Below are 23,204 nucleotides of genomic sequence, written 5' to 3'. Positions count from 1 at the left end.
CATCCTGCGAGCTCACGTGCACCTGAGGTCAAGCCTCAGCGCAACCCGGCCGCCAGCTCCTCGAGCGCCTCCTCGAGCGAGACCCTCGGGGTCCAGCCCCAGCCGCGCGCCCGGTCGGCGACGATCTGCCCGGTCCACACCGGCTCGTCCTCCCAGACCGGCTCGAGGCCCAGGGCCGTGGTCACCGTGCCGAGGTAGTCGCGCTGGGTCGCGGGCTCGCCGGCCGCGTTGACCGGGGTGCAGCCTCCCGCGACCGGACCGGCCTCCGGGTCGTCGCCTGCGGCGATCGCTCCGGAGGCGAGGTCGGCGATCAGGGCGGCGAGGTCGTCGACGTGCACCCAGGCGAAGCTCGCGTCGGGCGCGGCGTGCCGCTGGGCCTCGTCGTCCCGGATCCGCGCGGGGCGCAGGGCGTTCCAGACCGAGGAGTCGCCCGGCCCGAGGATCGCCGGCGGCCGCACCAGGACGCGGGTCGTTCCCGCAGCCCGGGCGAGCGCGGCGTCGACGTCGCGCTTCACGACCGCGTAGTCGCCGGCGTCGTCGTCGACGAGGTCGCCGTCCTCGGCGACGTCACCGGTGCCGGGGCTGCGGTCGTAGACCGCGGCCGTCGAGACGTGGACGTGCCGGGCGACCCCGGAGCCAGCAGCGGCGTCGGCGATGGTGAGCGTGCCGTCGACCCCGACCCGGCGCTGGCTGTCGCGGTCGTCGCCCATCGGGTGCACGGTCGTGACGAGTGCGTCCGCACCCGCGACCACCGAGCCGGCGAAGCCCGGATCGGCGAAGTCGCCGACGTGCTCCTCGACGCCCGGTCGCCCGGGTGCGGTCCCGGGTCGTCGTACGACGGCGCGCACCGTCGCCCCGCGGTCGACCAGGGCGGACACCACGTGGCTGCCCACCAGTCCGTTGGCACCGGTCACGACGACGACAGGAGAGGTCATGCGTCCACCTTGTCAGGCAGGAGGGCACGGGCGACCACTGCCACCCACAGGGGAGCGAAGACCAGGCTGGTCACGACGTCGGTGACGTGGTGGGCACCCTCGTAGAGCCGGGACGGCGCGACGACCACCGGCGCCAGGAAGAGGATCCACGCCCAGCGCCTCGAGCCGGGCACGGTCCGGAAGAGGTAGATGGCCAGTGCGCAGTAGACGACGATCGAGGTCGCGACGTGGCCCGAGGGAAAGCTGTGGTCGGGCACGAGACCCGGGTCGAGGATCTCCACCGGCGGTCGGTCGCGGGTGATGAGGGTCGTGACGACCAGGTAGAGCGCGAGCGTCCCGGCGACCAGCACCGTGAAGTAGACGAGCGGCAGCCGTGTGCGCTGCACCCGCCACAGCACCAACGCCGACACGGCCGCGAGGGCGACGCCGACGACCGTGTCGGCGACGTGGCTCCCCCAGGCCGCGAGGAGCTCCCCGTCGGGGGTCCTGCGCTCGGCGATCCAACGCGAGACGCTGTCGTCCCACGGATCGACGCTCGACTCGAGCGGGTGGGTCAGCAGCCATCCGACGGCCAGCACGGCCAGGAGCAGGACGATCCAGGCGATCGTCAGCGTGCGGGCGGCGTGGCGCGTGCGCGCGGAGATGTCCACGACGAGAGCGTGCCACCCCGACCGTTCGTCGTGCGCCACCCACCGCTCGGCGCGCGGCGGCACCCACCCGACGAGCAGGACGTACGTGCCCCTGCCGCCCGTCCTGTGACCGGTGTCACGGTGACGGCGGTCACATCCGTGACCCTCCCCCGCCCGGAAGGACTCGCTCCGTGACAGAGCAGGACCAGGCCGCCACTGAGCAGGCCCCACGACACGATCCGATCTACGACCGGTTGGCCGCCACCCCCGAGTTCGCCGAGCTGCGCCGTCGCTACCGCAGCTTCGTGTTCCCGGCGACGGCCGCCTTCCTGGCCTGGTACCTGCTCTACGTCATCCTCTCCAACTGGGCCGGCGGCTTCATGGACACCCGCGTGGTCGGCCACATCAACGTGGCGCTGATCTTCGGGCTGCTGCAGTTCGTCACGACCTTCGGGCTGGCGTGGATGTACGCCCGCTACTCCCAGCAGAAGCTCGACCCGCTGGCCCGCCAGCTCGACGCCGACTACCGCAAGGGAGAGGAGGCCTGATGGACACCCAGGTGCTCACCACGAGCCTGTTCCTGCTCGTCGTCGCGTTCACGATCGGCATCACCTTCTGGGCGAGCCGGCAGACCAAGAGCGCCGCCGACTTCTACTCCGGCGGCCGCTCCTTCTCGGGCTTCCAGAACGGCCTCGCGATCGGCGGCGACTACATGTCGGCGGCGTCGTTCCTCGGCATCTCCGGCGCCATCGCGGTCTACGGCTACGACGGCTTCCTCTACTCGATCGGCTTCCTGGTGGCGTGGCTCGTCGCGCTCCTGCTGGTCGCGGAGATGCTGCGCAACGCCGGCCGCTACACGATGGCCGACCAGCTCGCGTTCCGGATGAGCCAGCGCCCGGTGCGCACGGCCGCGTCGATCTCGACGGTCGTCGTCTCGATCTTCTACCTGCTGGCGCAGATGGTCGGCGCCGGCTCGCTCGTCGCGCTGCTCCTCGGCGTGGACAGCCAGACGATCAAGAACCTCACCATCGTGGGTGTGGGCGTCCTGATGATCTTCTACGTCGTCGTCGGCGGCATGAAGGGCACGACCTACGTCCAGATCGTCAAGGCCGTGCTGCTGATGATCGGCTCCGCGCTGATCGTCGTGCTGGTGCTGGCCAAGTTCAACTTCAACCTCTCCGACCTGCTCGGCACCGCAGCCGACAACAGCGGCAAGGGCGAGGCGTTCCTCCAGCCCGGACTGCAGTACGGCGCCACGCTGACGTCGCAGATCGACTTCCTGTCGCTCGGCCTGGCCCTCGTGCTCGGCACCGCCGGGCTGCCGCACATCCTGATCCGCTTCTACACCGTGCCGACCGCGCAGGACGCACGGAAGTCGGTGCTGTGGGCGATCGGCCTGATCGGCGTGTTCTACCTGATGACGCTGGTGCTCGGCTTCGGTGCCGCGGCCCTGCTCGACCGCTCGGCCGTCGACCCGCTGGAGGGCGGCAACCAGAACCTCGCCTCGCCGCTCCTCGCCGAGGCCGTCGGTGGCGGCGAGGGCTCCACGGGCGGCGCGATCCTGCTCGCCCTGATCGCGGCGGTCGCCTTCGCGACGATCCTCGCGGTGGTCGCCGGGCTCACCCTGGCCAGCTCCTCGTCGGTGGCGCACGACCTCTACAAGGGCGTCATCAAGAAGGACCAGCCGGTCAGCGAGCACGACGAGGTCCGGGTCGCCCGGATCGCCGCCTTCGTCATCGGCGCGGTCGCGATCGCGCTGTCGATCCCGGCGCAGCGGCTCAACATCGCCTTCCTCGTGGCGCTCGCCTTCGCGGTCGCGGCGTCGGCGAACCTGCCGTCGATCATCTTCAACATGTTCTGGAAGCGCTTCAACACCCGCGGCGCGACGTGGAGCATCTACGGCGGTCTCATCGCGGCCGTCGGCCTGGTGTTCTTCTCGCCGGTGATGTCGGGCCTGCCGACCTCGCTCTTCCCGGACTCCGACTGGGCGATCTTCCCGCTCAACAACCCGGGCATCATCTCGATCCCGATCGGCTTCCTGCTCGGCTACATCGGCGCCGTCACCTCCAAGGAGCCGGCTGCCGAGGACCGCTTCACCGAGCTCGAGGTGCGCGCCCTCACCGGCGCCGGCGCGGAGGAGGCGTCCCAGCACTGACGCGTCGCTGAGGCGTCGTACGACGACGGCGTTGCGGTCGCCAGCAGGCCTCCGCGAGCAGTGTCAGCCGTCACAGATCCACCGGTGACCCCCTCGCCGAGCCGGAGTAGGTTCGGCGAGGGGGTCATCGTCCCCGTCAGCACCACCCTGCACACGTGTCCCTCACGAGGAGAGAGCCTTGTCCGAGCAGACCCTGTCGAACCTGATGCACGAGGACCGCCGCTTCGAACCACCGGCCGGGCTCGCGGCCGACGCCAACGTGAAGGAGGAGGCCTACGCCCGCGCCGACTCCGACCGCGAGGCCTTCTGGGCCTCCGCCGCCGAGCGGCTGGACTGGGGCCAGAAGTGGGACCAGGTCCTCGACTGGTCGAACCCGCCCTTCGCGAAGTGGTTCGTCGGCGGCACCATCAACGCCTCGGTGAACTGCGTGGACCGGCACGTGGACGCCGGCAACGGCGACAAGGTCGCGCTGCACTGGATCGGCGAGCCTGAGGACGACACCCGCGACATCACCTACGCCCAGCTCAAGGACGAGGTCTCGAAGGCGGCCAACGCGCTGACCGGGCTCGGCGTGCAGAAGGGCGACCGGGTCGCGATCTACATGCCGATGATCCCCGAGGTCGTCGTCGCGATGCTGGCCTGCGCCCGCATCGGCGCACCGCACACGGTCGTGTTCGGCGGTTTCTCCGCCGACGCCCTCGCCTCCCGCATCACCGACTGCGGGGCGAAGGTCGTCATCACCGCCGACGGCGGCTACCGGCGCGGTGCGCCCTCGGCGCTCAAGCCCGCCGTCGACGAGGCGGTCACCAAGCTCGAGGACGACGAGCTGGCGAGCAAGGTGCTGGTCGTGCGCCGCACGGGTCAGGACGTCGACTGGGACGATGACCGCGACGTGTGGTGGCACGAGGCCGTCGACAACGCCTCCGCCGACCACGAGCCCGAGCTGCACGACGCCGAGCACCCGCTGTTCGTGATGTACACGTCCGGCTCCACCGGCAAGCCGAAGGGCATCCTGCACACCACCGGCGGCTACCTCACCGGCACGTCGTTCACCCACTGGGAGGTCTTCGACCTCAAGGACGACGACGTCTACTGGTGCACCGCCGACGTCGGGTGGATCACCGGCCACTCCTACATGGTCTACGGCCCGCTCGCCAACGGCGCGACGCAGGTGATGTTCGAGGGGACCCCGGAGAAGGGGCGCTGGTGGCAGATCGTCCAGGACTACAAGGTGACGCTCTTCTACACCGCGCCCACCGCGATCCGGACCTTCATGAAGCAGGGCCGCGAGATCCCCGACGCGTACGACATGTCGTCGCTGCGGCTGCTCGGCTCGGTCGGTGAGCCGATCAACCCGGAGGCCTACGTCTGGTACCGCGAGGTCATCGGCGGCGACCGCTGCCCGGTCGTCGACACCTGGTGGCAGACCGAGACCGGCCAGATCATGATCAGCCCGCTGCCCGGCGTCACTGCCGGCAAGCCGGGCTCGGCGATGAAGGCGCTGCCCGGCATCGCCGCCGACGTCGTCGACGACGACGCGCAGTCGGTCGGCAACGGCAACGGCGGCTACCTCGTGCTCAAGGAGCCGTGGCCGGCCATGCTGCGCACGCTGTGGGGCGACGACGAGCGCTTCAAGGACACCTACTGGTCGCGGTGGAAGGGCCTCTACTTCGCCGGCGACGGGGCCAAGCTCGACGACGACGGCGACATCTGGCTGCTCGGCCGGGTCGACGACGTCATGAACGTCTCAGGCCACCGCCTCTCCACCACCGAGATCGAGTCGGCCCTCGTGTCGCACCCGAAGGTCGCCGAGGCCGCCGTCGTCGGTGCCGCCGACGAGACCACCGGCCAGGCCGTCTGCGCCTTCGTCATCCTCCGTGACTCCGCGGGCGACGGCGGCGAGGACATCGTCGAGGAGCTCCGCAAGCACGTCGCCAAGGAGATCGGCGCGATCGCCAAGCCGCGCCAGATCATGGTCGTCGCCGAGCTGCCCAAGACCCGCTCCGGCAAGATCATGCGCCGCCTGCTCAAGGACGTCGCCGAGGACCGCGAGGTCGGTGACGTCACGACGCTCGCCGACTCGACGGTCATGGACCTGATCAAGTCGAAGAGCTCCGGCTCCTCCGAGGACTGAGTCGGCGCGGCTGACGCCTGAGCCCGCTGAGTCGGCAGAAGCTTTCTGCCGACTCAGCGGGTCTTCTGACGAGTTCCTGACGACTCAGCGTCCGGGGGACTCACTTCCTGCCGGGTCAGGAGGGGCTCACTAGGGTGGCGGGATGAGCGCCACCCCCCGCGTCGACGTCGCCGTGATCGGCGGATCCGGCTTCTACTCGTTCCTGCCCGACGCGACCGAGCACGAGGTCGCGACGCCGTACGGCGACCCGTCGGCGCCGATCGCGATCGGCGAGGTGGCGGGCCGCTCGGTCGCCTTCGTTCCCCGCCACGGCAAGCACCACGAGGCGCCGCCCCACGGCATCAACTACCGCGCGAACGCCTGGGCGCTCCGCTCCCTCGGCGTGCGCCAGGTGATCGCCCCCTGCGCGGTCGGCGGCCTCCGCGACACCGTCGCCCCGGGTGACCTCGTCGTCCCGGACCAGCTCGTCGACCGCACGTACCGCCGGATCGGCTCCTTCGTCGAGTCGGGCGCGGTCCACCTCCCCTTCGCCGATCCCTACTGCCCGGGCGTCTCGGCCGCGCTGGTCGGCGCCGATCCCGACGTGCGGGGCGGCGGCACGATGGTCGTCGTCGAGGGCCCGCGGTTCTCCACCCGCGCCGAGTCGCGCCACTACGCCGACCAGGGCTGGGACCTGATCAACATGACCGGCGCCCCCGAGGCCGCGCTCGCCCGCGAGATGGGCCAGTGCTACGCCTCCCTCGCGCTCGTCACCGACATGGACGCCGGCGCCGAGTCCGGCGAGGGCGTCGGCCAGGAGGAGGTCTTCGCGCTCTTCCGGGCGAACCTCGAGCGCCTCACCGGGCTCCTCACCTCGGCGGTCGCCGCGCTCCCCGACCCGGACGGCTGCGCCTGCGGCTCCTGGTGGGACGGCGGCGAGCTGACCTACGAGGTGCCCGGCGTCGAGGCCGGCCGATGAGGGTCCTGCTCACCGGCGCCGCCGGGTTCATCGGCACCGCGATCGGACGTCGGCTCGCCGAGGCCGGGCACGAGGTCGTCGGCGTCGACCTGATGCTCGCCTCCGCCCACGGCAGCAGCACGCCGCCCGACGGCGTCCACCAGCTCGACGTACGCGATGCCGGCTCGCCCGAGTGGGCCGACCTGCTGGGCGGCGTCGACGCCGTGTGCCACCAGGCCGCGCTCGTCGGCGCGGGCGTCCGCGTCGGGGACCTGCCGGCGTACGCCTCCCACAACGACGTCGGTACGACGGCGCTGCTGGCCGCGATGCATGACGCGGGCGTCGACCGGCTGGTGCTCGCCTCGTCGATGGTCGTCTACGGCGAGGGCCGCTACGCCTGCCCCGAGCACGGCGTCCAGGAACCGCCGCCGCGATCGGTCGCCGCGCTCGAGGGGGGCGACTTCGAGAACCACTGCCCGCTCTGCGACCGCGCGCTCGGCTGGTCGCTGGTCCCGGAGGACGCGCGGCTCGACCCGCGCAGCAGCTATGCCGCGAGCAAGCTCGCGCAGGAGCACTACACGTCGTCGTGGGTGCGCCAGGCCGGCGCGGGCGCCGTGGCGCTGCGCTACCACAACGTCTACGGGCCGGGGATGCCGCGCGACACCCCCTACTCGGGCGTCGCGGCGATGTTCCGCTCGTCGCTCGAGCGTGGCGAGCGTCCGCAGGTCTACGAGGACGGCGGCCAGGTGCGCGACTTCGTCCACGTCGACGACGTCGCCCGCGCCAACGTGCTCGCCCTCGAGCAGGTGGTGGCCGAGGACGTCCCGCGCTATGCGGCCTACAACGTCTGCTCCGGCACACCGGTCACGATCCTCGACGTCGCCCGGCAGGTCGGCGCCGGCACCGGCAGCGGGATCGAGCCCGAGGTCACCGGCCAGTTCCGGCCGGGCGACGTGAGGCACGTGGTCGCATCGCCGGAGCGGGCACGCGCGGACCTCGGCTTCACCGCCTCGGTCGAGCCCACCACCGGCCTGGCCGACTTCGCGACGGCGCCGCTGCGCACCTGAGGGGTCACCACGACGTGTAGAGCAGGTGCTGCACCAGCAGCGCGGCGACCACCTGGAGCGCGAGGCCCCACCGTCGCCAGCCGCCCGGCAGCAGCGCGAGCGACAGCGTCAGCCACGGGACGAACGGCAGCCAGATCCGCTCGACCTCGGCCTTCGACATCCCGCTGAGGTCGGCGAGCACGACAGCAGCCGCGCCGGCCAGCGCGAGGGTGGCGGGCACCCGGTCCTCGCCGGAGTGGCGGCGCGCCGCGACCGCGACGCCCGCCCCCAGCAACGGCCCGGCCGAGACGAGCAGGGCCCCGAAGTTGCCCCACATCCAGTACGACGCCGGGCGGGTCGCCGCGATCCCGTCCCAGTAGCGGTCGACGAGGACCGGGTAGGCCTCCCACCACGCGAAGCCGTAGGCCGCGAAGACGAGCACGACGGCCAGGGCCGCGACCGCGGCGACGGGGAGCGGCCACCACGACCTCGCCAGCCAGAGGACGGCGAGGGCCAGGATGCCGAGCAGCGGCAGTCCGTAGGAGCTCATCACGCACCAGCCGAGCAGCAGCCCGGCGGTCACGCCCCAGCCGACGAGCCCCCGCCGGGAGCGGGCGGTCGCGGAGCAGGCCAGCGCGGCCAGGCCCCACGCCGCGTAGGCGGTGAACAACGCGTCCCCCGAGACCGCGAGGTAGACCGCGGCAGGCGAGAGCACGAGGAACGGCGCCGCCAGCCTGGCCAGGCGGTCCGCGCCGAGCGCCCGCAGCGTCAGCATCGTCGCCGCCGGGATGCTCGCCGCGATCACGACGATCGTCAGCGCGGCCGACAGGTCACCGCCGAGACCGACGCGCACGAGCGCCACGAAGAACAGGAGGGCCCCGGGCGGGTGGCCGGCCGGGTGGGTGTCCCAGTTGTCGGGGTGCGAGCGCGGGATCCGGTCGACGTACTCGCGCAGCATCGCCGGGACGTCGTGGATCTCGCGAGCCGTGAGCAGGTACTCGTGGTGGTTGGTCATCACCCGGGTCAGGCCGGACGTGCCGTCGACCAGCGCGAGCGCGAGGAGCCACGCCAGCGCGACGACGTACGACGTCAGCAGGACCCGCCGCCACGACCACGCGAGCGCCCACGCCTCGGCCCGCCACACGCCCAGGGCGGCGATCACGAGCGCGGGCACGGTCCCGAGGCCGACCTTGGCCTGCCAGTAGCCGTGCGTCGGCGGGGCGCCGAGCATGTCGCTGCGCGCGTCGACGTCCCAGCCGGCGAGCGGCGGGACGACGAAGGATGCGAGCAGCACCACCGCCGCGACAGCCAGCCCGACCGCGGCCGCGCGTGCGATCGGGGTCCGGGCGGTCATGTCCTCGAGCCTAGGTCGCGCCATCCCGGCCGGTTTCGGGTGGCTCGGGACGTCACACTTCCGTAAGCCCCAGGGATGGTCCGTCGGCGGCCGTTCGTGGCTAGGTTCGACGACATGCCCAGCGATGCCGCCGTCTGCGACCTCGTCCTCCCCTGCCGCGACGAGGCTCCGGCGCTGGCAGCGCTGCTGGCGAGGGTGCCCGTCGAGTTCGCGGTGATCGTGGTCGACAACGGTTCACGGGACGGCACGGCCGCGGTGGCAGCAGGCCTCGGGGCCCGCGTGGTGGTCGAGCCGGTGCCGGGGTACGGCTCGGCCGTCCACGCGGGCATGGTCGCCGCGACCCGCGACTACGTCGCCGTGATGGACGGGGACGGCTCGTTCGACCCCGCCGACCTGCTCCCGCTGCTCGCGGACGTCCGGGAGGGACGAGCCGACATCGCGGTCGGCAGGCGTCGCCCCACCTCGCGGGGCGTGTGGCCCTGGCACGCCCGGGCCGGCAATGCACTCATCGCGGCCTGGCTGCGCCGCTCCATCGGGATGGACGCCCACGACATCGCGCCGATGCGGGTCTGCCGGCGCCAGGCCCTGCTCGACCTCGACCTGAAGGACCGCCGCTTCGGCTACCCGGTCGAGCTGCTGCAGGCGATCACCCGCGCCGGCTGGCGCGTCGTCGAGCACGACGTCGACTACCACCCGCGCGCCGAGGGCACCCGCTCCAAGGTCTCCGGCTCCGTCGTCGGCACCGCCCGCACGGCCCGTGACTTCATGCGGGTGCTGCGATGAAGGTGCTGCTCGTCGCCAAGGCGCCCGTCGCCGGCCAGGTGAAGACCCGGCTGGGCGCGGAGGTCGGGGCAGGGAGGGCCGCCGAGCTCGCCGCGGCTGCCCTCCTCGACACGATCGAGGCCTGTCGCGAGGCCGGCATGGAGGGCCACCTGAGCCTGTCGGGCGACCTCGCCGGTGCCGTCCGGGGCGAGGCCCTCGCGGCGGCCCTCGACGGCTGGACCATCACCGCCCAGCGAGGAGACAGCTTCGCCGAGCGCCTGGTGCACGCCCACGACGACGCCGGTCACGGCGTCGTGGTCCAGATCGGGATGGACACCCCGCACGTCACCGCCGAGGCGCTGACCGCTGCCGCCGCCGGGCTCGCCGACCACGACGCGGTGCTGGGCCCGGCCGACGACGGCGGCTGGTGGGCGCTGGCGCGCCGCGACCCCGACGTCGTACGACACGTGGCGGAGGTCGAGATGTCGACCGCGGACACCTACGCCGACACCCGGCGCGCGCTCGAGCGAGCCGGCTGCCGGGTCGGCAGCACCGGCGCCATGACCGACGTCGACACCGTCGAGGACGCCGACCGTGTGGCCGAGCTCGCCCCGCACACCCGATTCGCGCGCCTCTGGCGCAGCACCGCCCGAGGAGGCACCCTGTGACCGACCTGTCCTTCACCGAGGTGTTCGGCAACGCCCTGCACGGCTCGCCCACCGTCGTCGTCGGGCTCGGCGCGGAGCCGGTGGCCCTCCCGGTGGACATGTGGACCCGGCCGGCCGACGCGGTCGACCGCGCCATGGTCGCCCTGTGCGTCGACTCGACCCTCGACATCGGCTGCGGTCCCGGTCGGATGACCCACGCACTGCAGGAGGCGGGGCACGTCGCCCTCGGCATCGACGTGGTGGACGCCGCCGTGACCCTGACCCGCCAGCGTGGAGCCTCCGCGCTCTGCCGCGACGTCTTCCGCCGGGTGCCCGGTGAGGGACGGTGGGAGACCGTCCTCCTGGCCGACGGCAACATCGGCATCGGGGGTGACCCGGTCACGCTGCTCCAGCGCGTGCTGACCCTCCTGGCTCCCGGCGGCCGCGTCGTCGTCGAGGTCACCGGCCCCGGCACCGGGCTGGTCCAGAGCTGGGCCGTGCTCGACGCCGAGGGCCAGCGCAGCCGGCCGTTCCGGTGGGCGACCCTGGGGCTGGACGACCTCGAGGCCGTCGCCGAGCAGGCCGGGCTGGCGATCCTGGACGTGCACCACCTCGAGGACCGCTGGGTCGCCGTGCTCTGGGACGCCGACTGATGAGGACGCCCCTGGCTCCTCCCACGCCCGAGCAGTTCGCCTCGCGGCTCCGCAGCCCGGCCGTCGCCGCCCGCGTCGGCGTGTGGCTCGGCGTCTCGTTCGGCATCTGCTTCGTCACCGGCCTGGTCAGCCACTACGCGCAGCTGCCCACGCAGCCGGTCCCCTTCCCGACCAGCCCGAGCTGGGGCTACCGGGTGACCCAGGGCCTGCACGTGACCTCCGGGGTCGCCGCCATCCCGCTGCTGCTCGTGAAGCTCTGGTCGGTGCTGCCGAAGTTCTTCGAGCGCCTGCCGCTGCGCGACCACCGCCGCCTGCTGCTCGCGGTGCTCGAGCGCGCCTCGATCGGCGTGCTCGTGGCGTCGGCGATCTTCCAGCTCGCGACCGGGCTGCTCAACGCGGCCCAGTGGTACCCCTGGACGACCTTCTCCTTCCGCACCACCCACTTCGCCATCGCCTGGGTCGCCATCGGCGCGCTCGTCGTGCACATCGCGGTGAAGCTGCCGATCATCCGCGACGTGCTGACCAGCGACATCGAGGCGACCGCCCACGACCGCGCGACGGCGACCGCCCCGGGAGCGCTCTCGCGCCGCGGCCTGGTCCGGACGACCTTCATCGCCGCGGGCGTGGCCGTGCTCGCCACTGCCGGCGGCACCGTTCCCTGGCTCCGGAAGGTGTCGGTCTTCGCCACCCGCACCGGCGAGGGGCCGGGTGGCGTCCCGATCAACAAGTCCGCACGAGCAGCCGGGGTCGAGGAGTCGGCGATGTCGGACGACTGGCGGCTCGAGGTGCTCGTCGACGGGGTGGTCGCCACCTCGCTCCGGTACGACGACCTCCGCGCGATGCCGCAGCACACGGCCGACCTGCCGATCGCGTGCGTCGAGGGGTGGAGCGCCCAGGGCAGCTGGTCCGGCGTCCGGCTCGCCGACCTGCTCGACGCCGCCGGCGCACCTGCGGACCGCGACGTCACGGTGACCTCCCTCCAGGAGTCGGGGCCCTACCGGGTCACGACGCTGCCGGCGGGCTTCGCCGCCGACCCGCGCACGCTGCTGGCGCTCGACCTCTCCGGTGAGCAGCTGGCGCTCGACCACGGCTACCCGTGCCGGCTCATCGCACCGAACCGACCGGGCGTGCTGCAGACCAAGTGGGTCACCCGGCTGGAGGTGGGCACGTGAGGACCCGGCTCGCGCTCGGCGCCGTCGGCGTCCTGGTCGGCCTCTACGGTGCCTTCCTGTTCCTGTCCCGGCAGGACCCGGCGCAGTGGCTCGAGGTCGCCCTCTGGTTCGGCGCCGGCGTGGTCGCCCACGACTTCGTGCTCTCCGCCGCCCTCATCGGCGTGTGCCTGCTCGGGGCCCGCGTGCTCCCCCGGTCGTGGCGGGCACCGGCGCTCGTCGCCCTGGTCGTGTGGGGCACGCTCACCGTCGTCGCCGTGCCCGTGCTGACCCGGGGCGGGGCGCGTGCGGACAACCCCACGCTGCTCGACCGCCCCTACGTCGCGACCTGGTGGGCCCTCAGTGCGATCGTGGTGGTGTCCGTGGTGATCGCCGGGTTCGTCCGGTCCCGCCGGGCCCACGGCGAGGAGTGAGACGATGGCCCGTGTGCTCGTCGTCGACGACGACGCGACCGTGCGCGAGGTGGTCGTGGACTACCTCCGCAACGCCGGTCACCAGGTGCACGAGGCCGTCGACGGCGCGGGGGCGCTCGACGCCGTGCACCGGCTGGAGACCGACCTGGTCGTCCTCGACGTGATGATGCCCGGCCTCGACGGGCTGGAGGTGTGCCGTCGGCTGCGGCGGCACAGCGACGTACCGATCGTGCTGCTCACGGCGCTCGGCGGCGAGCAGGACCGGGTGGTCGGCCTGGAGATCGGCGCGGACGACTACGTCACCAAGCCGTTCAGCCCCCGCGAGCTCGTGCTGCGCGTCGATTCCATCCTGCGCCGCTCGGCGGGCTCGGCCGACGCCTCCGTGCCGTCCGTCGTGGTGGACGGCGACCTCATGATCGACCGCGCCCGACGGGTGGTGACCCGCGCCGGGCGCGAGGCCGCCCTGACCGTCCGCGAGTTCGACCTGCTGGCCCACTTCGCCTCCCGGCCGGGGGTCGCCTTCTCCCGCGACGACCTGCTGCAGCAGGTCTGGGGCTGGTCGTTCGGGGACCAGTCGACGGTCACCGTCCACGTCCGCCGGCTGCGCGAGAAGGTGGAGGCCGATCCCACGACCCCGACCCGGCTGCTCACCGTGTGGGGCGTCGGCTACCGCTGGGAGCCCCAGCCACCGCACGACCAGGAGGCGAGCCGATGAGCGACCTGGCCGAGATCTGGGCCGTGGCGATCTGCAGCGGCCTCGTCGTCGGCCTGCTCGGCCTGCTGGTCGGCTGGGCACTGCGTCATCGGTCCCTGCGCTGGCAGCTCGCGCTCGTCGCCGTGGTCACCACGCTGACCGTCCTCCTCGGCGTGCAGGCGATCTCGCGGCGGATGCTGATCTCCTCGCACGACCGCTCCGTGGTGCTGATCGTCACCAGTGCCGCTGCCGTGGTCTCGCTCGTCGCCGCGATGGTCCTCTCCACGGCGCTGGTGCGGTGGTCACGGTCGCTGCGGGAGGACGTACGCCGCGTGGGCGCAGGTGGCGAGGTCGCCGCCGGGCGACGGGGCCCGGCCGAGTTCCAGGAGCTGTCCGCGGAGCTGTCGGCGGCGCACGCGAGGCTGGCCGACGCGCGTGAGCGCGAGCAGCGGCTGGAGGAGTCCCGACGCGAGCTGGTGTCGTGGGTCTCCCACGACCTCCGCACGCCGCTTGCCGGGATCCGGGTGATGGCCGAGGCGCTGGAGGACTCGATCGCCACCGACCCGGCTCGCTACCACCGGCAGATCCGCGGCGAGGTCGACCGGATGGTGACCATGGTCGACGACCTGTTCGAGCTCTCCCGCATCCATGCCGGCCAGCTCGTCGTCGAGCCGCAGCCGGTGGTGCTCGGCGACCTCGTCAGCGAGGCCATCGCGGCCGCCGACCCCGTCGCCCGCGCCCGGCGCGTGCACCTCGGGGGCGAGGTCACCCACGGCCTGCAGGTCGCCGCCGACCCTGCCGGGCTCTCCCGGGTGCTGGCCAACCTCATCGTCAACGGCATCCGCCACACCCCGGCCGACGGCACCGTGCACGTCACCGCCGCGCCGGTGGACGGTGGGGTCGAGCTCGTGGTCACCGACGGGTGCGCAGGCATCCCCGACGAGTCACGCGAGCGGATCTTCGACGTCGGCTACAGGGGTACCACCGCGCGGACACCCGAGAGCCCGATGCACGACGTGCACACGTCGCGGGCCGGGCTGGGGCTCGCCATCGTCAAGGGCATCGTCGAGGCGCACCACGGCATGGTCGACGTGGAGAACGTCGGCAGCGCGGACGCTCCGGCTCCCGGCTGCCGCTTCCGCGTGGTGCTCCCCACCGGCTGAGTGCGGGGCCTGTCCCGCAGCGGGCTCAGCCGAGCGGTGCGGTCAGCTCGACGTTGATGTCGTCGGGGTCCTGGAAGGACAGGATCGCCATCCCGGCATCGGTGAGGTCGATGATCTCGCCGTGCTCGATGCCGGCCTCGCCGAGCGCGGTGACAGCCGCCTCGAGGTCGGCCCGGGAGTCGACGGCGAAGCTCACGTGGTCGAGACCGGTGGCATCGGGGTCGAAACCCTCCGCGCCGACCGGCCGCAGGCCGAACAGCGTGCCCTGCGGGGTCTGGTAGACCGTGCCGCCGAAGAACTCCTCGGCGGAGTCGCGCACGCCGGGCTCGTCGACGCGGGCCGAGTTGTCGACCGCGGTCGGCCACCCGAACAGCCGGTCGTAGAAGTCCTTCGAGCGCGCGATGTCGGTGACGGTGAGTCGGACGTGGGCGAAGCCGGTGCTGGTGACGAGTGCCATGTGACCTGTCTACCCGTCACCCGAAGGGGCGGGGAGTCACGCGTCGGCCGGCTCCACCGGCTCCTCCTCGGACGAGGTGCCGCCGGCGGTCAGCAGCAGGAGCACGACGCCCACCACGGCCGCGAGCAGCGAGGCCAGCAGGATCGCGATCTTCGCCTCCTCCGTCAGCAGGTCGGCGCCGGGGAAGGACAGTCCGGCGATGAAGATCGAGACGGTGAAGCCGATGCCGCCGACGGCGCCGAGGCCGAGCAGCATCGGCCACGAGGTCCCGTCGGGCAGCCGGCCCAGCCCGAGTCGTACGGCCACGAACGACGCCAGGAAGATGCCGACCGGCTTGCCGAGCACCAGCCCCAGCACGATGCCGAGCCCAACCGGTTCGGTGAAGACCTTGCCGATCGCACCGAGCTCGACGCCGGCGTTGGCGAGCGCGAAGACGGGGAGTACGACGTACGCCGACAGCGGGTGCAGGCTGCTCTGCAGACGCTCGACGACGGACACCGACTCGCGCAGCAGGAAGCGCAACCGGTGGAGCTCGTCGGCGTCGAGCTGGTTGTCCTTCAGGGCCTCGCGGGCGTAGCCGCGGGCGACGTCCTCCTTGAGCAGCGGGGTCGCCGGCGCCAGGAGGCCGATCGCGACGCCGGCCAGCGTGGCGTGCACGCCCGACTCGAGCAGGGCGAACCACACGCCGACGCCGAGGACGACGTAGACCACCGTCGACCAGACCCGCAGCAGGCGGGCGAGCACCATGACGGCGAGCAGCCCGACCGCGATCGCGAGCCAGCCGAGCGAGAGGTCGGCGGTGTAGAAGACCGCGATCACCAGGATCGCGCCGATGTCGTCGACGATCGCCAGAGTCAGCAGGAAGAGCCGTGCGGCCGACGGGATCCGTCGGCCGAGGATGCCGAGCACGCCGACCGCGAAGGCGATGTCGGTGGCCATCGGGATCCCCCAGCCGGCGTTGCCGTCGCTGCCCGGCAGGTTGAGCGCGAGGTAGATGCCGGCGGGCACGACCATCCCGCCCACCGCGGCGACGATCGGCAGGGCGGCCGTCTTCGGGTCACGCAGGTCCCCGTTGACCAGCTCGTACTTGATCTCCAGCCCGACCACGAAGAAGAAGACCACCATCAGCGCGTCGTTGACCCAGTGCTGGAGCGACTCGTCGAGGTGGAGCGGGCCGAGGTCGAGCACCAGGTGCGTGTGCCAGAGGGAGTCGTACGACGACGCCCACGGGCTGTTGGCCCACACGAGTGCGACCGCCGCCGCGAGGAGCAGGAGCAGCGAGCCGGCGGCCTCGACCCGGAGGAACTCGCGCACCGGCCGTGCCACGAGGCGGGCCAGCGGCTTGTCGCTCGCGCTGTAGACGGGACCGGTCTCCCAGAGCTCGTCGAGCTTGCGGGGGTCGGGGCTGCCGGGACGTGAGGCCATGCGGTGGCCACCTTTCGGGGTGGTCGGAGGATCATCACCGCAGTCGCAACCGCGGGCCGACCAGACTTCCCGGCTCACCTGCAGCCCAGTCTAGACGCGACCCGTTGGTAGGGTCGCAACGTCACCACACCGGCGTACCGAAGGACACCTCCGCACATGGCCAACGCACCGATCCAGGACGACGATCCGACGCTCGGCAAGCTCGTCATGGACGCGCAGCGCGACATCTCCTCGCTCATCTCCAAGGAGATCCAGCTCGCCAAGTCGGAGCTGAAGGTCAGCGTCCGGCACGGCGGCCTCGGCATCGGCCTCTTCGCCGCCGCGGCCTTCCTGCTGCTGCTCGCGATCATCATGCTGTCGGTCTCGATCGCCTACTTCATCCACTGGGCCGGCCTCGGCCTGCACTGGGCGTTCCTCATCGTCTTCGGCGTCTACGTCCTGCTCGCCGCGATCCTCGGCCTCGTCGGCGTGAAGCAGGTCAAGCAGGTCAAGGCGCCCGAGCGCGCGATCGAGCAGGGCAAGCAGATCCCCAGCGCCCTCAAGGGCAAGGGCTGACCCCTCCTTCGCTAGGAGCGGTGGCCCACCCACATTCCGGAGCTCGGGAATGTGGCTCACGCACCGCCCGCGCAGGACACGCTCGCAACTCGCCGACGGGCGGTGACCCACCCACATTCCTGATGGCGGGGATGTGGCTCACGCACCGCCCGCGCAGGACACGCTCGCGACTCGCCGGCGGGCGGTGGCCCACCCACATTCCTGACGCCGAGGATGTGGCTCACGCACCGCCCGGAGCGCGGGGGTACGACGCTCAGCGCACGCAGGTGCCGGTGTCGACGGGTGAGGTGCGGGCGATCCCGGCCTCCGCGGACTCGGCGACCTGGTCGGCGGTCAGCGCGTAGCCGGTGTCCTGGTCGCTGACCGAGGCGGCGAAGACGAGGCCCGCGACCTCGCCGGCCGAGGTGACGATCGGACCGCCGGAGTTGCCCGGGCGGATGAGCGCGCGGAGCGAGAAGACCTGGCGGATGACGGTGCCCTCGCCGTAGATGTCGGGCGAGCGGAGCCGCTGCTCGGAGCGGACGCGGCCGGACTCGACGTCGTAGGGGCCGTCCTCGGGGTAGCCGAGCACGGCGACCGGGTCGCGCGGCTCCACCTCGGTGTCGAACGCCAGGGTCGGCACGCCGGCGTCCGGCACCGACAGGACCGCGATGTCGAGGTCGGGGTCGTAGAGCACGACCGAGGCCACCACCGTGGAGCCGGCGACCTCGACCTCGGGTCGGGTGACGCCCGCGACGACGTGGGCGTTGGTCATCAGCCGGCCGGGTGCGTAGAAGAAGCCGGTGCCCTCGACGCCGCTGCCGCAGCCGTTGGCGCCGCGGACCTTGACCACGCTGGCCTCGGCCGCGACGACGTCGGGGTCGGTGAGCATCCGGGGGTCGCCGGGCTTGACCGCGACGATGCGCTCGGGCGCGAACGGCTCGAGGTAGCGCGGGAAGAACGTGGTGCCGACGACGTTGTTGAAGGCCTGCAGGACCTTGCTCGAGTCGGCCGGCAGGGTCTGGTCGACCTTCGCCAGGACCGTCGAGTCGCGCACCAGCGGCGTGATCGCGCCGATCCGGGTGCCCGACACCGCGACGCCGAGGGCCCACGCGACCAGGAGCACGGCGACCGCGCTGAGGGCGGCACCCCCGACGGCGTCGAGCGCGCGCACGGGCTGCCAGGTGATCCGGTCGCGGACCTTGGTGCCGGCGAACTGGAGCAGCGCCTGTCCGAGCGAGGCCGCGATGATGACGATGAACAGCGCGCCCAGCGAGACCCAGAGCGACGGCGAGGCGTCGCCGAGCGCGAGCGGTGCGGCCCAGATGCCGAGCATGCCGCCGAGCAGCAGGCCCGCCGTGGCGCAGGCGCCGGTGATGAACCCCTGCCAGTAGCCCGAGAGGGCATAGATGCCCACCAGTGCGACGAGGCACCAGTCGAGGAGGTTCATGGAGCTCACTCCTCGAGATCGGTGTTCGGCGCGGCCTGTCGCGGGTTCTGGGGGACACCTTGCAGCATGTGGTCCGGCAGGTCACGCACCCGCGCCCCACCCGGTTGCTCAGCCCAGTCCTCGGCCCAGCCGAGGTAGGAGAAGAGGCGGGCGATGATGCCGGCGGTGAAGCCCCAGAGGATCACGTCGTGGTCGGGCCCGATGAGGAAGCCCGGGCCGAGCCATCCGCTCGGGTGGCGGACCTGGATCCGGTTGTCGGGGTCGAGCAGGTCGGCGATCGCCACGTGGTGGATCTCGTGCACCTCGGCGGGGCTGGCGATGTGCACGTCGCTGCGGTCGCGCCAGTAGCCCAGCACTGGTGTGACGGCGTTGTTGCTCGGCGGCAGCCAGAGCTCGGGGAGCTCGCCGAAGACCTCGACCTCGGCCGGGTCGAGGCCGATCTCCTCCCACGCCTCGCGCAGCGCGGCCTCGACCGCGGTCTCGCCCGGGTCGAGGGAGCCGCCGGGGAAGGACACCTGGCCGGGGTGGGAGCGCATGTGGTGGTTGCGCTCGGTGAGGATCAGCTCGCCACGGTGGGCGAGGTCGTCGGGGCCGGTGACGTCGCCGTCGCGGTCCGCGAAGACCATGAGCACCGCGCTCCGCCGGGGATCGGCGTCCGCCGGCGGCATGAACCGGGTGAGCTCGTGGACCGTGATCGTGGACGACGCCTCGACCACGGGGGCGAGCCAGCCGGGGAGGGTCACAGGTCGATCCCGAGGTTGTCGGCCACCAGCTGCTTGAGCTCGTCCATCGACTCCACGCCGCCCGACGTCTGGGAGACGACCGTGCCGTCGGCGTCGACGAAGACGAAGGCCGGCAGTCCGCGGCGGCCGATCGCGAAGGCCTGCTCGACCATCAGGTCGCCGCCGGGGTCGGCGATCGCGGGGTAGGTCGCTCCGGTGCTCTCGGCCAGCGCCAGCGCCCGGGCCGGGTGCACGTCGTTGAAGTCGATGCCGACGACGGCCACCTGGTCGGCGTACTGCTGGTGGAACGCCTCGAGGACCGGCATCTCCTTCTTGCACGGCTCGCAGTTGGCCTGCCAGAGGTTGATCATCAAGGGGCCGCGCAGGGCGGCGAGGTCGACGTCGGGGCCGCCACCGAGGCACGGGAGCGTCACCTCGGGGAGACCGTCCGCGACGGGCTCGCCGGTGCCCGGCGTGCAGTCCTCGATGCCGGCCCGGGCCTTCTGCTCCCGCAGGGCAGGCGTGTCGACGTCCACGTCGGGAGGGCGTACGTCGATCCCGCCGCCGCTCATCGCGGACCACGTGAGCGCGCCGACGGCGACGATGGCGACCACGAAGACCGCGACCAGCACCTTCCTCATGCGGGCCTCACGCGGGACCTTGCGTGGTGACGAGCTTCTCCGCCTCGATCGGGTCGGTCGGCCCGGCGCCGAAGGACGGGCACAGCCGGGCGACCGGGCAGGCCCCGCACGCGGGCTTCTTCGCGTGGCAGCGACGGCGCCCGTGCCAGATGAGGTGGTGCGACAGCATCGTCCAGTCGCGCGGCGGGAAGAGCGCGCCGATCGCGTGCTCGACCTTGACCGGGTCGGTCTCCTCGGTCCAGCCCATGCGCCGCACGAGCCGGCCGAAGTGGGTGTCGACGGTGATCCCGGGCTTGTCGAACGCGTTGCCCAGCACGACGTTGGCGGTCTTGCGGCCCACGCCGGGCAGCTTCACCAGGTCGTCGAGCCGGGCCGGCACCTCGCCGCCGAAGTCCTCCACGAGCGCCTGGCTGAGCTTGAGCAGGGAGTCGGTCTTCTGCCGGAAGAAGCCGAGCGGGCCGAGCAGCTGCTCCATGTGCTCACGCGGCGCCGCCGCCATCGCCTCGGGCGTGGGGTAGGCCGCGAAGAGCGCCGGGCTGGCGGCGTTGACGCGCCGGTCGGTCGTCTGCGCCGAGATCACCGTGACGACGAGGCACTCGAACGGGTTCGTGAAGTCGAGCTCGGCCCTGGCGTCGGGATAGGTCTCGGCGAGGATCCGGTCGATCTTGCGCGCACGTCGCACGAGGGCGGTGTCGGGCTTCGGGACCTCGACGACCTTGACGGGCTTCTTCGCGGACGGGGCTGGCGGCACCCGCCCAGCGTACGGTCCGCCTCCGACAGCAGGCGCACCGCGGTTTGGTGGGCAGATTCACGTCTGTGAGGCGGCACACGGCTAGGATCGTGCCCGTCCCGACCGCATTGACTGGGACCGACCCGATCTTGGAGGAATGACGTGGACAACGACGTGCTCCGGCAGGCACCGCTGTTCAGCTCGCTCGACGACGAGGCAGCGACCGCGCTGGGCAACTCGATGGCCGAGACGACGCTGCGGCGCGGTGACGTCCTGTTCCACGAGGGCGACTCGGGCGACAAGCTCTACATCGTCACCGAGGGCAAGGTGAAGCTCGGCCGCTCCTCCTCCGACGGCCGCGAGAACCTCCTCGCGATCATGGGCCCCGGCCAGATGTTCGGCGAGCTCTCCCTCTTCGACCCGGGCCCGCGCTCGGCCACCGTCACCGCGGTCACCGACGCCACCTTCGGCTCGCTCTCGCACGACGACCTCCTGCGCTGGCTCGACGGCCGCCCGCAGGTCGCCCGCGGCCTGCTCTCCCAGCTCGCCTCGCGGCTGCGCAAGTCCAACGACGTCGTCGCCGACCTGGTCTTCTCCGACGTCCCGGGCCGGGTCGCCAAGGCGCTCCTCGACCTCGCCGACCGCTTCGGCCGCACTGCCGACGACGGCGTCCACGTGCACCACGACCTCACCCAGGAGGAGCTCGCCCAGCTGGTCGGCGCCTCCCGCGAGACGGTCAACAAGGCGCTCGCCGACTTCGCCTCGCGCGGCTGGCTGCGCCTCGAGCCCCGCTCCGTGGTGATCATGGACCTCGAGCGCCTCTCGCGCCGCGCCCGCTGAACCTGCGCGACATTTCTCGTACGACCTGACCCCCGCCGCGACGCATCCGTGCGTCTGTTGAGGTGAAGGGGGCCAAGATGACCGATCGATCCGGGTTCGACCAGTTCGTCCACGCGCGTGGCCCAGCCCTCGCGCGGACGGCGTACCTCCTCACGGGTGACCACCACCTGGCCGAGGACCTCGTGCAGGCCGCGCTCGTCAAGGCGGCCCAGCACTGGGAGCGCATCGACACCTCTCCGGAGGCCTACGTCCGGCGCACGATGTACCACCAGAACATCTCCTGGTGGCGTCGCCGCAAGCTCACCGAGACCTCGCTGGGGTCGTACGACGCCCCGGTGGCCGCGGCCGACCCGACGCTGCGGCTGAGCCTCGAGCAGGCCCTGCGCCGGCTCACCCCGCGCCAGCGCACCGTGCTGGTGCTGCGCTTCTTCGAGGACCTCACCGAGGTCCAGACGGCTGCCGCGCTGGGCATCTCCAGCGGCGCGGTGAAGTCCATGTCGCGCCAGGCCCTGAAGCGGCTGCGCGACCTCGCACCCGAGCTCGCCGACCTGGTGGGAGCAGACGCATGAGCACCGACCTGCGCGAGGAGCTCGACGCCCTCGCCGACACCCAGACCTTCAGCGCCGACCCCTCGGCGTGGGACCGCGGGCGCCGGGCGCGACGCAACTCCCGCCTCGCTCGCGGGGCCGCCGTGCTGGTCGCCGTCGCGGCCATCGCCGGAGCCGGAACCCTCGCCCTCCAGCCCGACCGCGAGGCCCGCACGGCCGACACCGAGGTGCCGGGTGGCGCGCTGCCGAGCGTCATCCCCGAGCCCAGCGGTGACGTCCTCACCGACGTCGCGATCGGCCGCGCCTCCGTGGCGTACGTCGACTCCGACGCGCAGCCGGTGCTGGTGGACGCCAGCACGGGCGAGGCGCATCGCGTGACGCTGCCGGACTTCCCGGACGCGCAGGCGTTCGACCTCTACACCGACTACCTCACGGGCTCCTGGCTCGCGCTGTCGCCCGACGGCACGCGCCTGGCCTACCCGACGGCCGTGCCCATGGAGCGCGATCCGGGCCAGTTCTTCGTGCAGACCGCCTGGTACCGCACCGTCGACCTCACCACCGGTCAGAGCGAGCTGGTCGACCTTCCCGAGTGCGGCCCGAACCCCTGGGCGATGACGTGGACGCCCGAAGGCCGGATCTCGATCGTCGCGTTGAGCCGGGGGACCTTCGAGGAGGAGCCGGAGGTGGTCAGCTGCACGGTCGACCCCACCACCGGTGACTCGACCTCCCAGCCGCTCGTCGGGGTGATGGCGCCCGGAGCCGGGATCAGTGCGACCTTCGCCGGCGCCGACCTGAGCTTCGATGACCTGCAGAAGGGCGGACCGCCCGTCGACGAGCCCGTCGACGCCGTGCCGTTCGTGACCTCGTCCGGCGCCGACCTCTCGCGCGAGCTCCCGGCCGACACCTACCCCGACGGCGCCGTCGTCCGACCGCTCGGGTGGGCCGACGACAGCCACCTCGTCGCCGAGGTGGGGAGCGACCTCGTGCTCCTCACCTCGCCCGACCGTCCCGAGTCGGAGTGGGTCTGGCGCACGCTGGTCGAGGACGTGCCCGAGGGCCTGGGCACGAGCGTCGCGGTCGACCTCGTCCCGGACCTGGACGGCGATCCCGACCAGGAGCTCACGCACGACTTCGGCGACTGATCGAAAGTTTCCTACCCTTCATGC

The 23,204-nt window shown here is 72.4% G+C and carries 25 protein-coding genes; 16 read left to right on the top strand and 9 right to left on the bottom strand.

From position 1 onward, the window contains the following. Positions 1-35: 35 nt before the first annotated feature. Positions 36-935, bottom strand: a complete 900-nt coding sequence (locus tag BLV76_RS09120) for an NAD-dependent epimerase/dehydratase family protein (RefSeq protein ID WP_090968845.1) — start codon at positions 933-935, stop codon at positions 36-38. Next, entirely contained in the window at positions 932-1,585 is a 654-nt protein-coding gene (locus BLV76_RS09115) for a phosphatase PAP2 family protein (protein WP_175539616.1), read from the bottom strand. Before BLV76_RS09115 ends, BLV76_RS09120 begins: the two co-directional genes overlap by 4 nt. 170 nt (positions 1,586-1,755) lie before the next feature. Between BLV76_RS09115 and BLV76_RS09110 the strand changes: the two genes are divergently transcribed. The 5 genes from BLV76_RS09110 to BLV76_RS09090 all read left to right on the top strand — a co-directional run bounded on the left by BLV76_RS09110 (position 1,756) and on the right by BLV76_RS09090 (position 7,857). Further along, entirely contained in the window at positions 1,756-2,112 is a 357-nt protein-coding gene (locus BLV76_RS09110) for a DUF485 domain-containing protein (RefSeq protein WP_090968843.1), read from the top strand. Next, positions 2,112-3,719, top strand: a complete 1,608-nt coding sequence (locus BLV76_RS09105) for a solute symporter family protein (protein WP_090968842.1) — start codon at positions 2,112-2,114, stop codon at positions 3,717-3,719. Before BLV76_RS09110 ends, BLV76_RS09105 begins: the two co-directional genes overlap by 1 nt. A 205-nt stretch (positions 3,720-3,924) precedes the next feature. Continuing rightward, positions 3,925-5,853 (top strand): acetate--CoA ligase, encoded by a 1,929-nt coding sequence (gene acs / locus BLV76_RS09100; protein WP_217630469.1) that lies wholly within the window; start codon positions 3,925-3,927, stop codon positions 5,851-5,853. A gap of 142 nt (positions 5,854-5,995) precedes the next feature. Continuing rightward, positions 5,996-6,811 carry an S-methyl-5'-thioadenosine phosphorylase gene (locus BLV76_RS09095; protein ID WP_090968840.1) on the top strand — a complete coding sequence of 272 codons (816 nt, stop codon included), beginning with the start codon at positions 5,996-5,998 and terminating at the stop codon, positions 6,809-6,811. Next, entirely contained in the window at positions 6,808-7,857 is a 1,050-nt protein-coding gene (locus tag BLV76_RS09090; protein ID WP_090968839.1) for an NAD-dependent epimerase/dehydratase family protein, read from the top strand. The genes BLV76_RS09095 and BLV76_RS09090 overlap by 4 nt, the downstream gene beginning before the upstream one ends. 4 nt (positions 7,858-7,861) lie before the next feature. Here the strand turns inward: BLV76_RS09090 and BLV76_RS09085 are convergent, their stop codons facing one another. Next, on the bottom strand, positions 7,862-9,190 hold the full coding sequence (locus tag BLV76_RS09085) for a hypothetical protein (protein WP_090968838.1): 1,329 nt from the start codon (positions 9,188-9,190) through the stop codon (positions 7,862-7,864). Between the two features lie 114 nt (positions 9,191-9,304). On the opposite strand from BLV76_RS09085, the gene BLV76_RS09080 reads away from it, so the two are divergent. From BLV76_RS09080 to BLV76_RS09050, 7 genes are read left to right on the top strand one after another with little or no spacing between them, the layout of a single operon-like run. Continuing rightward, entirely contained in the window at positions 9,305-9,973 is a 669-nt protein-coding gene (locus BLV76_RS09080; protein ID WP_090968837.1) for a glycosyltransferase family 2 protein, read from the top strand. Beyond that, positions 9,970-10,620: a TIGR04282 family arsenosugar biosynthesis glycosyltransferase gene (locus tag BLV76_RS09075; protein ID WP_090968836.1), complete on the top strand. Its 651-nt coding sequence runs from the start codon at positions 9,970-9,972 to the stop codon at positions 10,618-10,620. Before BLV76_RS09080 ends, BLV76_RS09075 begins: the two co-directional genes overlap by 4 nt. Beyond that, entirely contained in the window at positions 10,617-11,252 is a 636-nt protein-coding gene (locus BLV76_RS09070) for a class I SAM-dependent methyltransferase (RefSeq protein WP_217630299.1), read from the top strand. Before BLV76_RS09075 ends, BLV76_RS09070 begins: the two co-directional genes overlap by 4 nt. Then, positions 11,252-12,424, top strand: coding sequence for a molybdopterin-dependent oxidoreductase (locus BLV76_RS09065; protein ID WP_090968835.1), 1,173 nt, complete (start codon positions 11,252-11,254; stop codon positions 12,422-12,424). Before BLV76_RS09070 ends, BLV76_RS09065 begins: the two co-directional genes overlap by 1 nt. Next, positions 12,421-12,834, top strand: a complete 414-nt coding sequence (locus BLV76_RS09060; RefSeq protein ID WP_090968834.1) for a hypothetical protein — start codon at positions 12,421-12,423, stop codon at positions 12,832-12,834. The genes BLV76_RS09065 and BLV76_RS09060 overlap by 4 nt, the downstream gene beginning before the upstream one ends. Positions 12,835-12,838: 4 nt before the next feature. Further along, positions 12,839-13,549 (top strand): response regulator transcription factor, encoded by a 711-nt coding sequence (locus BLV76_RS09055; protein WP_090968833.1) that lies wholly within the window; start codon positions 12,839-12,841, stop codon positions 13,547-13,549. Beyond that, entirely contained in the window at positions 13,546-14,691 is a 1,146-nt protein-coding gene (locus BLV76_RS09050; RefSeq protein ID WP_090968832.1) for a sensor histidine kinase, read from the top strand. The genes BLV76_RS09055 and BLV76_RS09050 overlap by 4 nt, the downstream gene beginning before the upstream one ends. Positions 14,692-14,716: 25 nt before the next feature. Here the strand turns inward: BLV76_RS09050 and BLV76_RS09045 are convergent, their stop codons facing one another. Together BLV76_RS09045 and nhaA are read right to left on the bottom strand one after the other, a co-directional pair. After that, on the bottom strand, positions 14,717-15,148 hold the full coding sequence (locus BLV76_RS09045; RefSeq protein WP_090968831.1) for a VOC family protein: 432 nt from the start codon (positions 15,146-15,148) through the stop codon (positions 14,717-14,719). A 36-nt stretch (positions 15,149-15,184) separates the two neighbouring features. After that, the gene (nhaA, locus tag BLV76_RS09040; protein WP_090968830.1) at positions 15,185-16,573 is read right to left on the bottom strand and encodes a Na+/H+ antiporter NhaA; all 1,389 of its coding nucleotides are present in this window, start codon (positions 16,571-16,573) and stop codon (positions 15,185-15,187) included. A 156-nt stretch (positions 16,574-16,729) separates the two neighbouring features. Here nhaA and BLV76_RS09035 point away from each other — a divergent pair, with 156 nt between their 5' ends. Further along, positions 16,730-17,128 carry a phage holin family protein gene (locus BLV76_RS09035; RefSeq protein WP_090968829.1) on the top strand — a complete coding sequence of 133 codons (399 nt, stop codon included), beginning with the start codon at positions 16,730-16,732 and terminating at the stop codon, positions 17,126-17,128. A 253-nt stretch (positions 17,129-17,381) separates the two neighbouring features. On the opposite strand, the gene BLV76_RS09030 is transcribed toward BLV76_RS09035, so the two are convergent. The 4 genes from BLV76_RS09030 to nth are packed head-to-tail and all read right to left on the bottom strand — an operon-like array spanning position 17,382 to position 20,671. Then, positions 17,382-18,557, bottom strand: a complete 1,176-nt coding sequence (locus tag BLV76_RS09030; RefSeq protein WP_090968828.1) for a MarP family serine protease — start codon at positions 18,555-18,557, stop codon at positions 17,382-17,384. 5 nt (positions 18,558-18,562) lie between these two features. After that, entirely contained in the window at positions 18,563-19,300 is a 738-nt protein-coding gene (locus BLV76_RS09025; protein ID WP_245734607.1) for an NUDIX hydrolase, read from the bottom strand. Continuing rightward, positions 19,297-19,920, bottom strand: coding sequence for a TlpA family protein disulfide reductase (locus tag BLV76_RS09020; RefSeq protein ID WP_090968827.1), 624 nt, complete (start codon positions 19,918-19,920; stop codon positions 19,297-19,299). Before BLV76_RS09020 ends, BLV76_RS09025 begins: the two co-directional genes overlap by 4 nt. 7 nt (positions 19,921-19,927) lie before the next feature. Continuing rightward, positions 19,928-20,671, bottom strand: coding sequence for an endonuclease III (gene nth, locus BLV76_RS09015; RefSeq protein WP_090968826.1), 744 nt, complete (start codon positions 20,669-20,671; stop codon positions 19,928-19,930). Between the two features lie 141 nt (positions 20,672-20,812). On the opposite strand from nth, the gene BLV76_RS09010 reads away from it, so the two are divergent. The 3 genes from BLV76_RS09010 (at position 20,813) to BLV76_RS09000 (ending at position 23,180) form a co-directional block, all read left to right on the top strand. Continuing rightward, on the top strand, positions 20,813-21,490 hold the full coding sequence (locus BLV76_RS09010) for a Crp/Fnr family transcriptional regulator (protein ID WP_090968825.1): 678 nt from the start codon (positions 20,813-20,815) through the stop codon (positions 21,488-21,490). 77 nt (positions 21,491-21,567) lie between these two features. Then, entirely contained in the window at positions 21,568-22,059 is a 492-nt protein-coding gene (locus BLV76_RS09005) for a SigE family RNA polymerase sigma factor (RefSeq protein WP_090972518.1), read from the top strand. Further along, entirely contained in the window at positions 22,056-23,180 is a 1,125-nt protein-coding gene (locus BLV76_RS09000) for a hypothetical protein (protein ID WP_090968824.1), read from the top strand. The genes BLV76_RS09005 and BLV76_RS09000 overlap by 4 nt, the downstream gene beginning before the upstream one ends. Positions 23,181-23,204: the final 24 nt, after the last annotated feature.

The sequence above is a fragment of the Nocardioides exalbidus genome (assembly GCF_900105585.1).
In the GTDB taxonomy this organism is placed as follows: domain Bacteria; phylum Actinomycetota; class Actinomycetes; order Propionibacteriales; family Nocardioidaceae; genus Nocardioides; species Nocardioides exalbidus.
The sequence above is the reverse complement of the archived record's forward strand: the minus strand, read 5'-3'. Positions and strand labels throughout refer to the sequence as shown.

What these genes read in the sequence shown, in the direction of transcription:
- BLV76_RS09120 (WP_090968845.1), bottom strand. Translation starts at nt 935, where the DNA reads ATGACCTCTCCTGTCGTCGTCGTGACCGGTGCCAACGGACTGGTGGGC.
- BLV76_RS09105 (WP_090968842.1), top strand. Translation starts at nt 2,112, where the DNA reads ATGGACACCCAGGTGCTCACCACGAGCCTGTTCCTGCTCGTCGTCGCG.
- acs (WP_217630469.1), top strand. Translation starts at nt 3,925, where the DNA reads ATGCACGAGGACCGCCGCTTCGAACCACCGGCCGGGCTCGCGGCCGAC.
- BLV76_RS09095 (WP_090968840.1), top strand. Translation starts at nt 5,996, where the DNA reads ATGAGCGCCACCCCCCGCGTCGACGTCGCCGTGATCGGCGGATCCGGC.
- BLV76_RS09090 (WP_090968839.1), top strand. Translation starts at nt 6,808, where the DNA reads ATGAGGGTCCTGCTCACCGGCGCCGCCGGGTTCATCGGCACCGCGATC.
- BLV76_RS09085 (WP_090968838.1), bottom strand. Translation starts at nt 9,190, where the DNA reads ATGACCGCCCGGACCCCGATCGCACGCGCGGCCGCGGTCGGGCTGGCT.
- BLV76_RS09080 (WP_090968837.1), top strand. Translation starts at nt 9,305, where the DNA reads ATGCCCAGCGATGCCGCCGTCTGCGACCTCGTCCTCCCCTGCCGCGAC.
- BLV76_RS09075 (WP_090968836.1), top strand. Translation starts at nt 9,970, where the DNA reads ATGAAGGTGCTGCTCGTCGCCAAGGCGCCCGTCGCCGGCCAGGTGAAG.
- BLV76_RS09065 (WP_090968835.1), top strand. Translation starts at nt 11,252, where the DNA reads ATGAGGACGCCCCTGGCTCCTCCCACGCCCGAGCAGTTCGCCTCGCGG.
- BLV76_RS09055 (WP_090968833.1), top strand. Translation starts at nt 12,839, where the DNA reads ATGGCCCGTGTGCTCGTCGTCGACGACGACGCGACCGTGCGCGAGGTG.
- BLV76_RS09050 (WP_090968832.1), top strand. Translation starts at nt 13,546, where the DNA reads ATGAGCGACCTGGCCGAGATCTGGGCCGTGGCGATCTGCAGCGGCCTC.
- BLV76_RS09045 (WP_090968831.1), bottom strand. Translation starts at nt 15,148, where the DNA reads ATGGCACTCGTCACCAGCACCGGCTTCGCCCACGTCCGACTCACCGTC.
- nhaA (WP_090968830.1), bottom strand. Translation starts at nt 16,573, where the DNA reads ATGGCCTCACGTCCCGGCAGCCCCGACCCCCGCAAGCTCGACGAGCTC.
- BLV76_RS09035 (WP_090968829.1), top strand. Translation starts at nt 16,730, where the DNA reads ATGGCCAACGCACCGATCCAGGACGACGATCCGACGCTCGGCAAGCTC.
- BLV76_RS09030 (WP_090968828.1), bottom strand. Translation starts at nt 18,557, where the DNA reads ATGAACCTCCTCGACTGGTGCCTCGTCGCACTGGTGGGCATCTATGCC.
- BLV76_RS09020 (WP_090968827.1), bottom strand. Translation starts at nt 19,920, where the DNA reads ATGAGGAAGGTGCTGGTCGCGGTCTTCGTGGTCGCCATCGTCGCCGTC.
- BLV76_RS09005 (WP_090972518.1), top strand. Translation starts at nt 21,568, where the DNA reads ATGACCGATCGATCCGGGTTCGACCAGTTCGTCCACGCGCGTGGCCCA.
- BLV76_RS09000 (WP_090968824.1), top strand. Translation starts at nt 22,056, where the DNA reads ATGAGCACCGACCTGCGCGAGGAGCTCGACGCCCTCGCCGACACCCAG.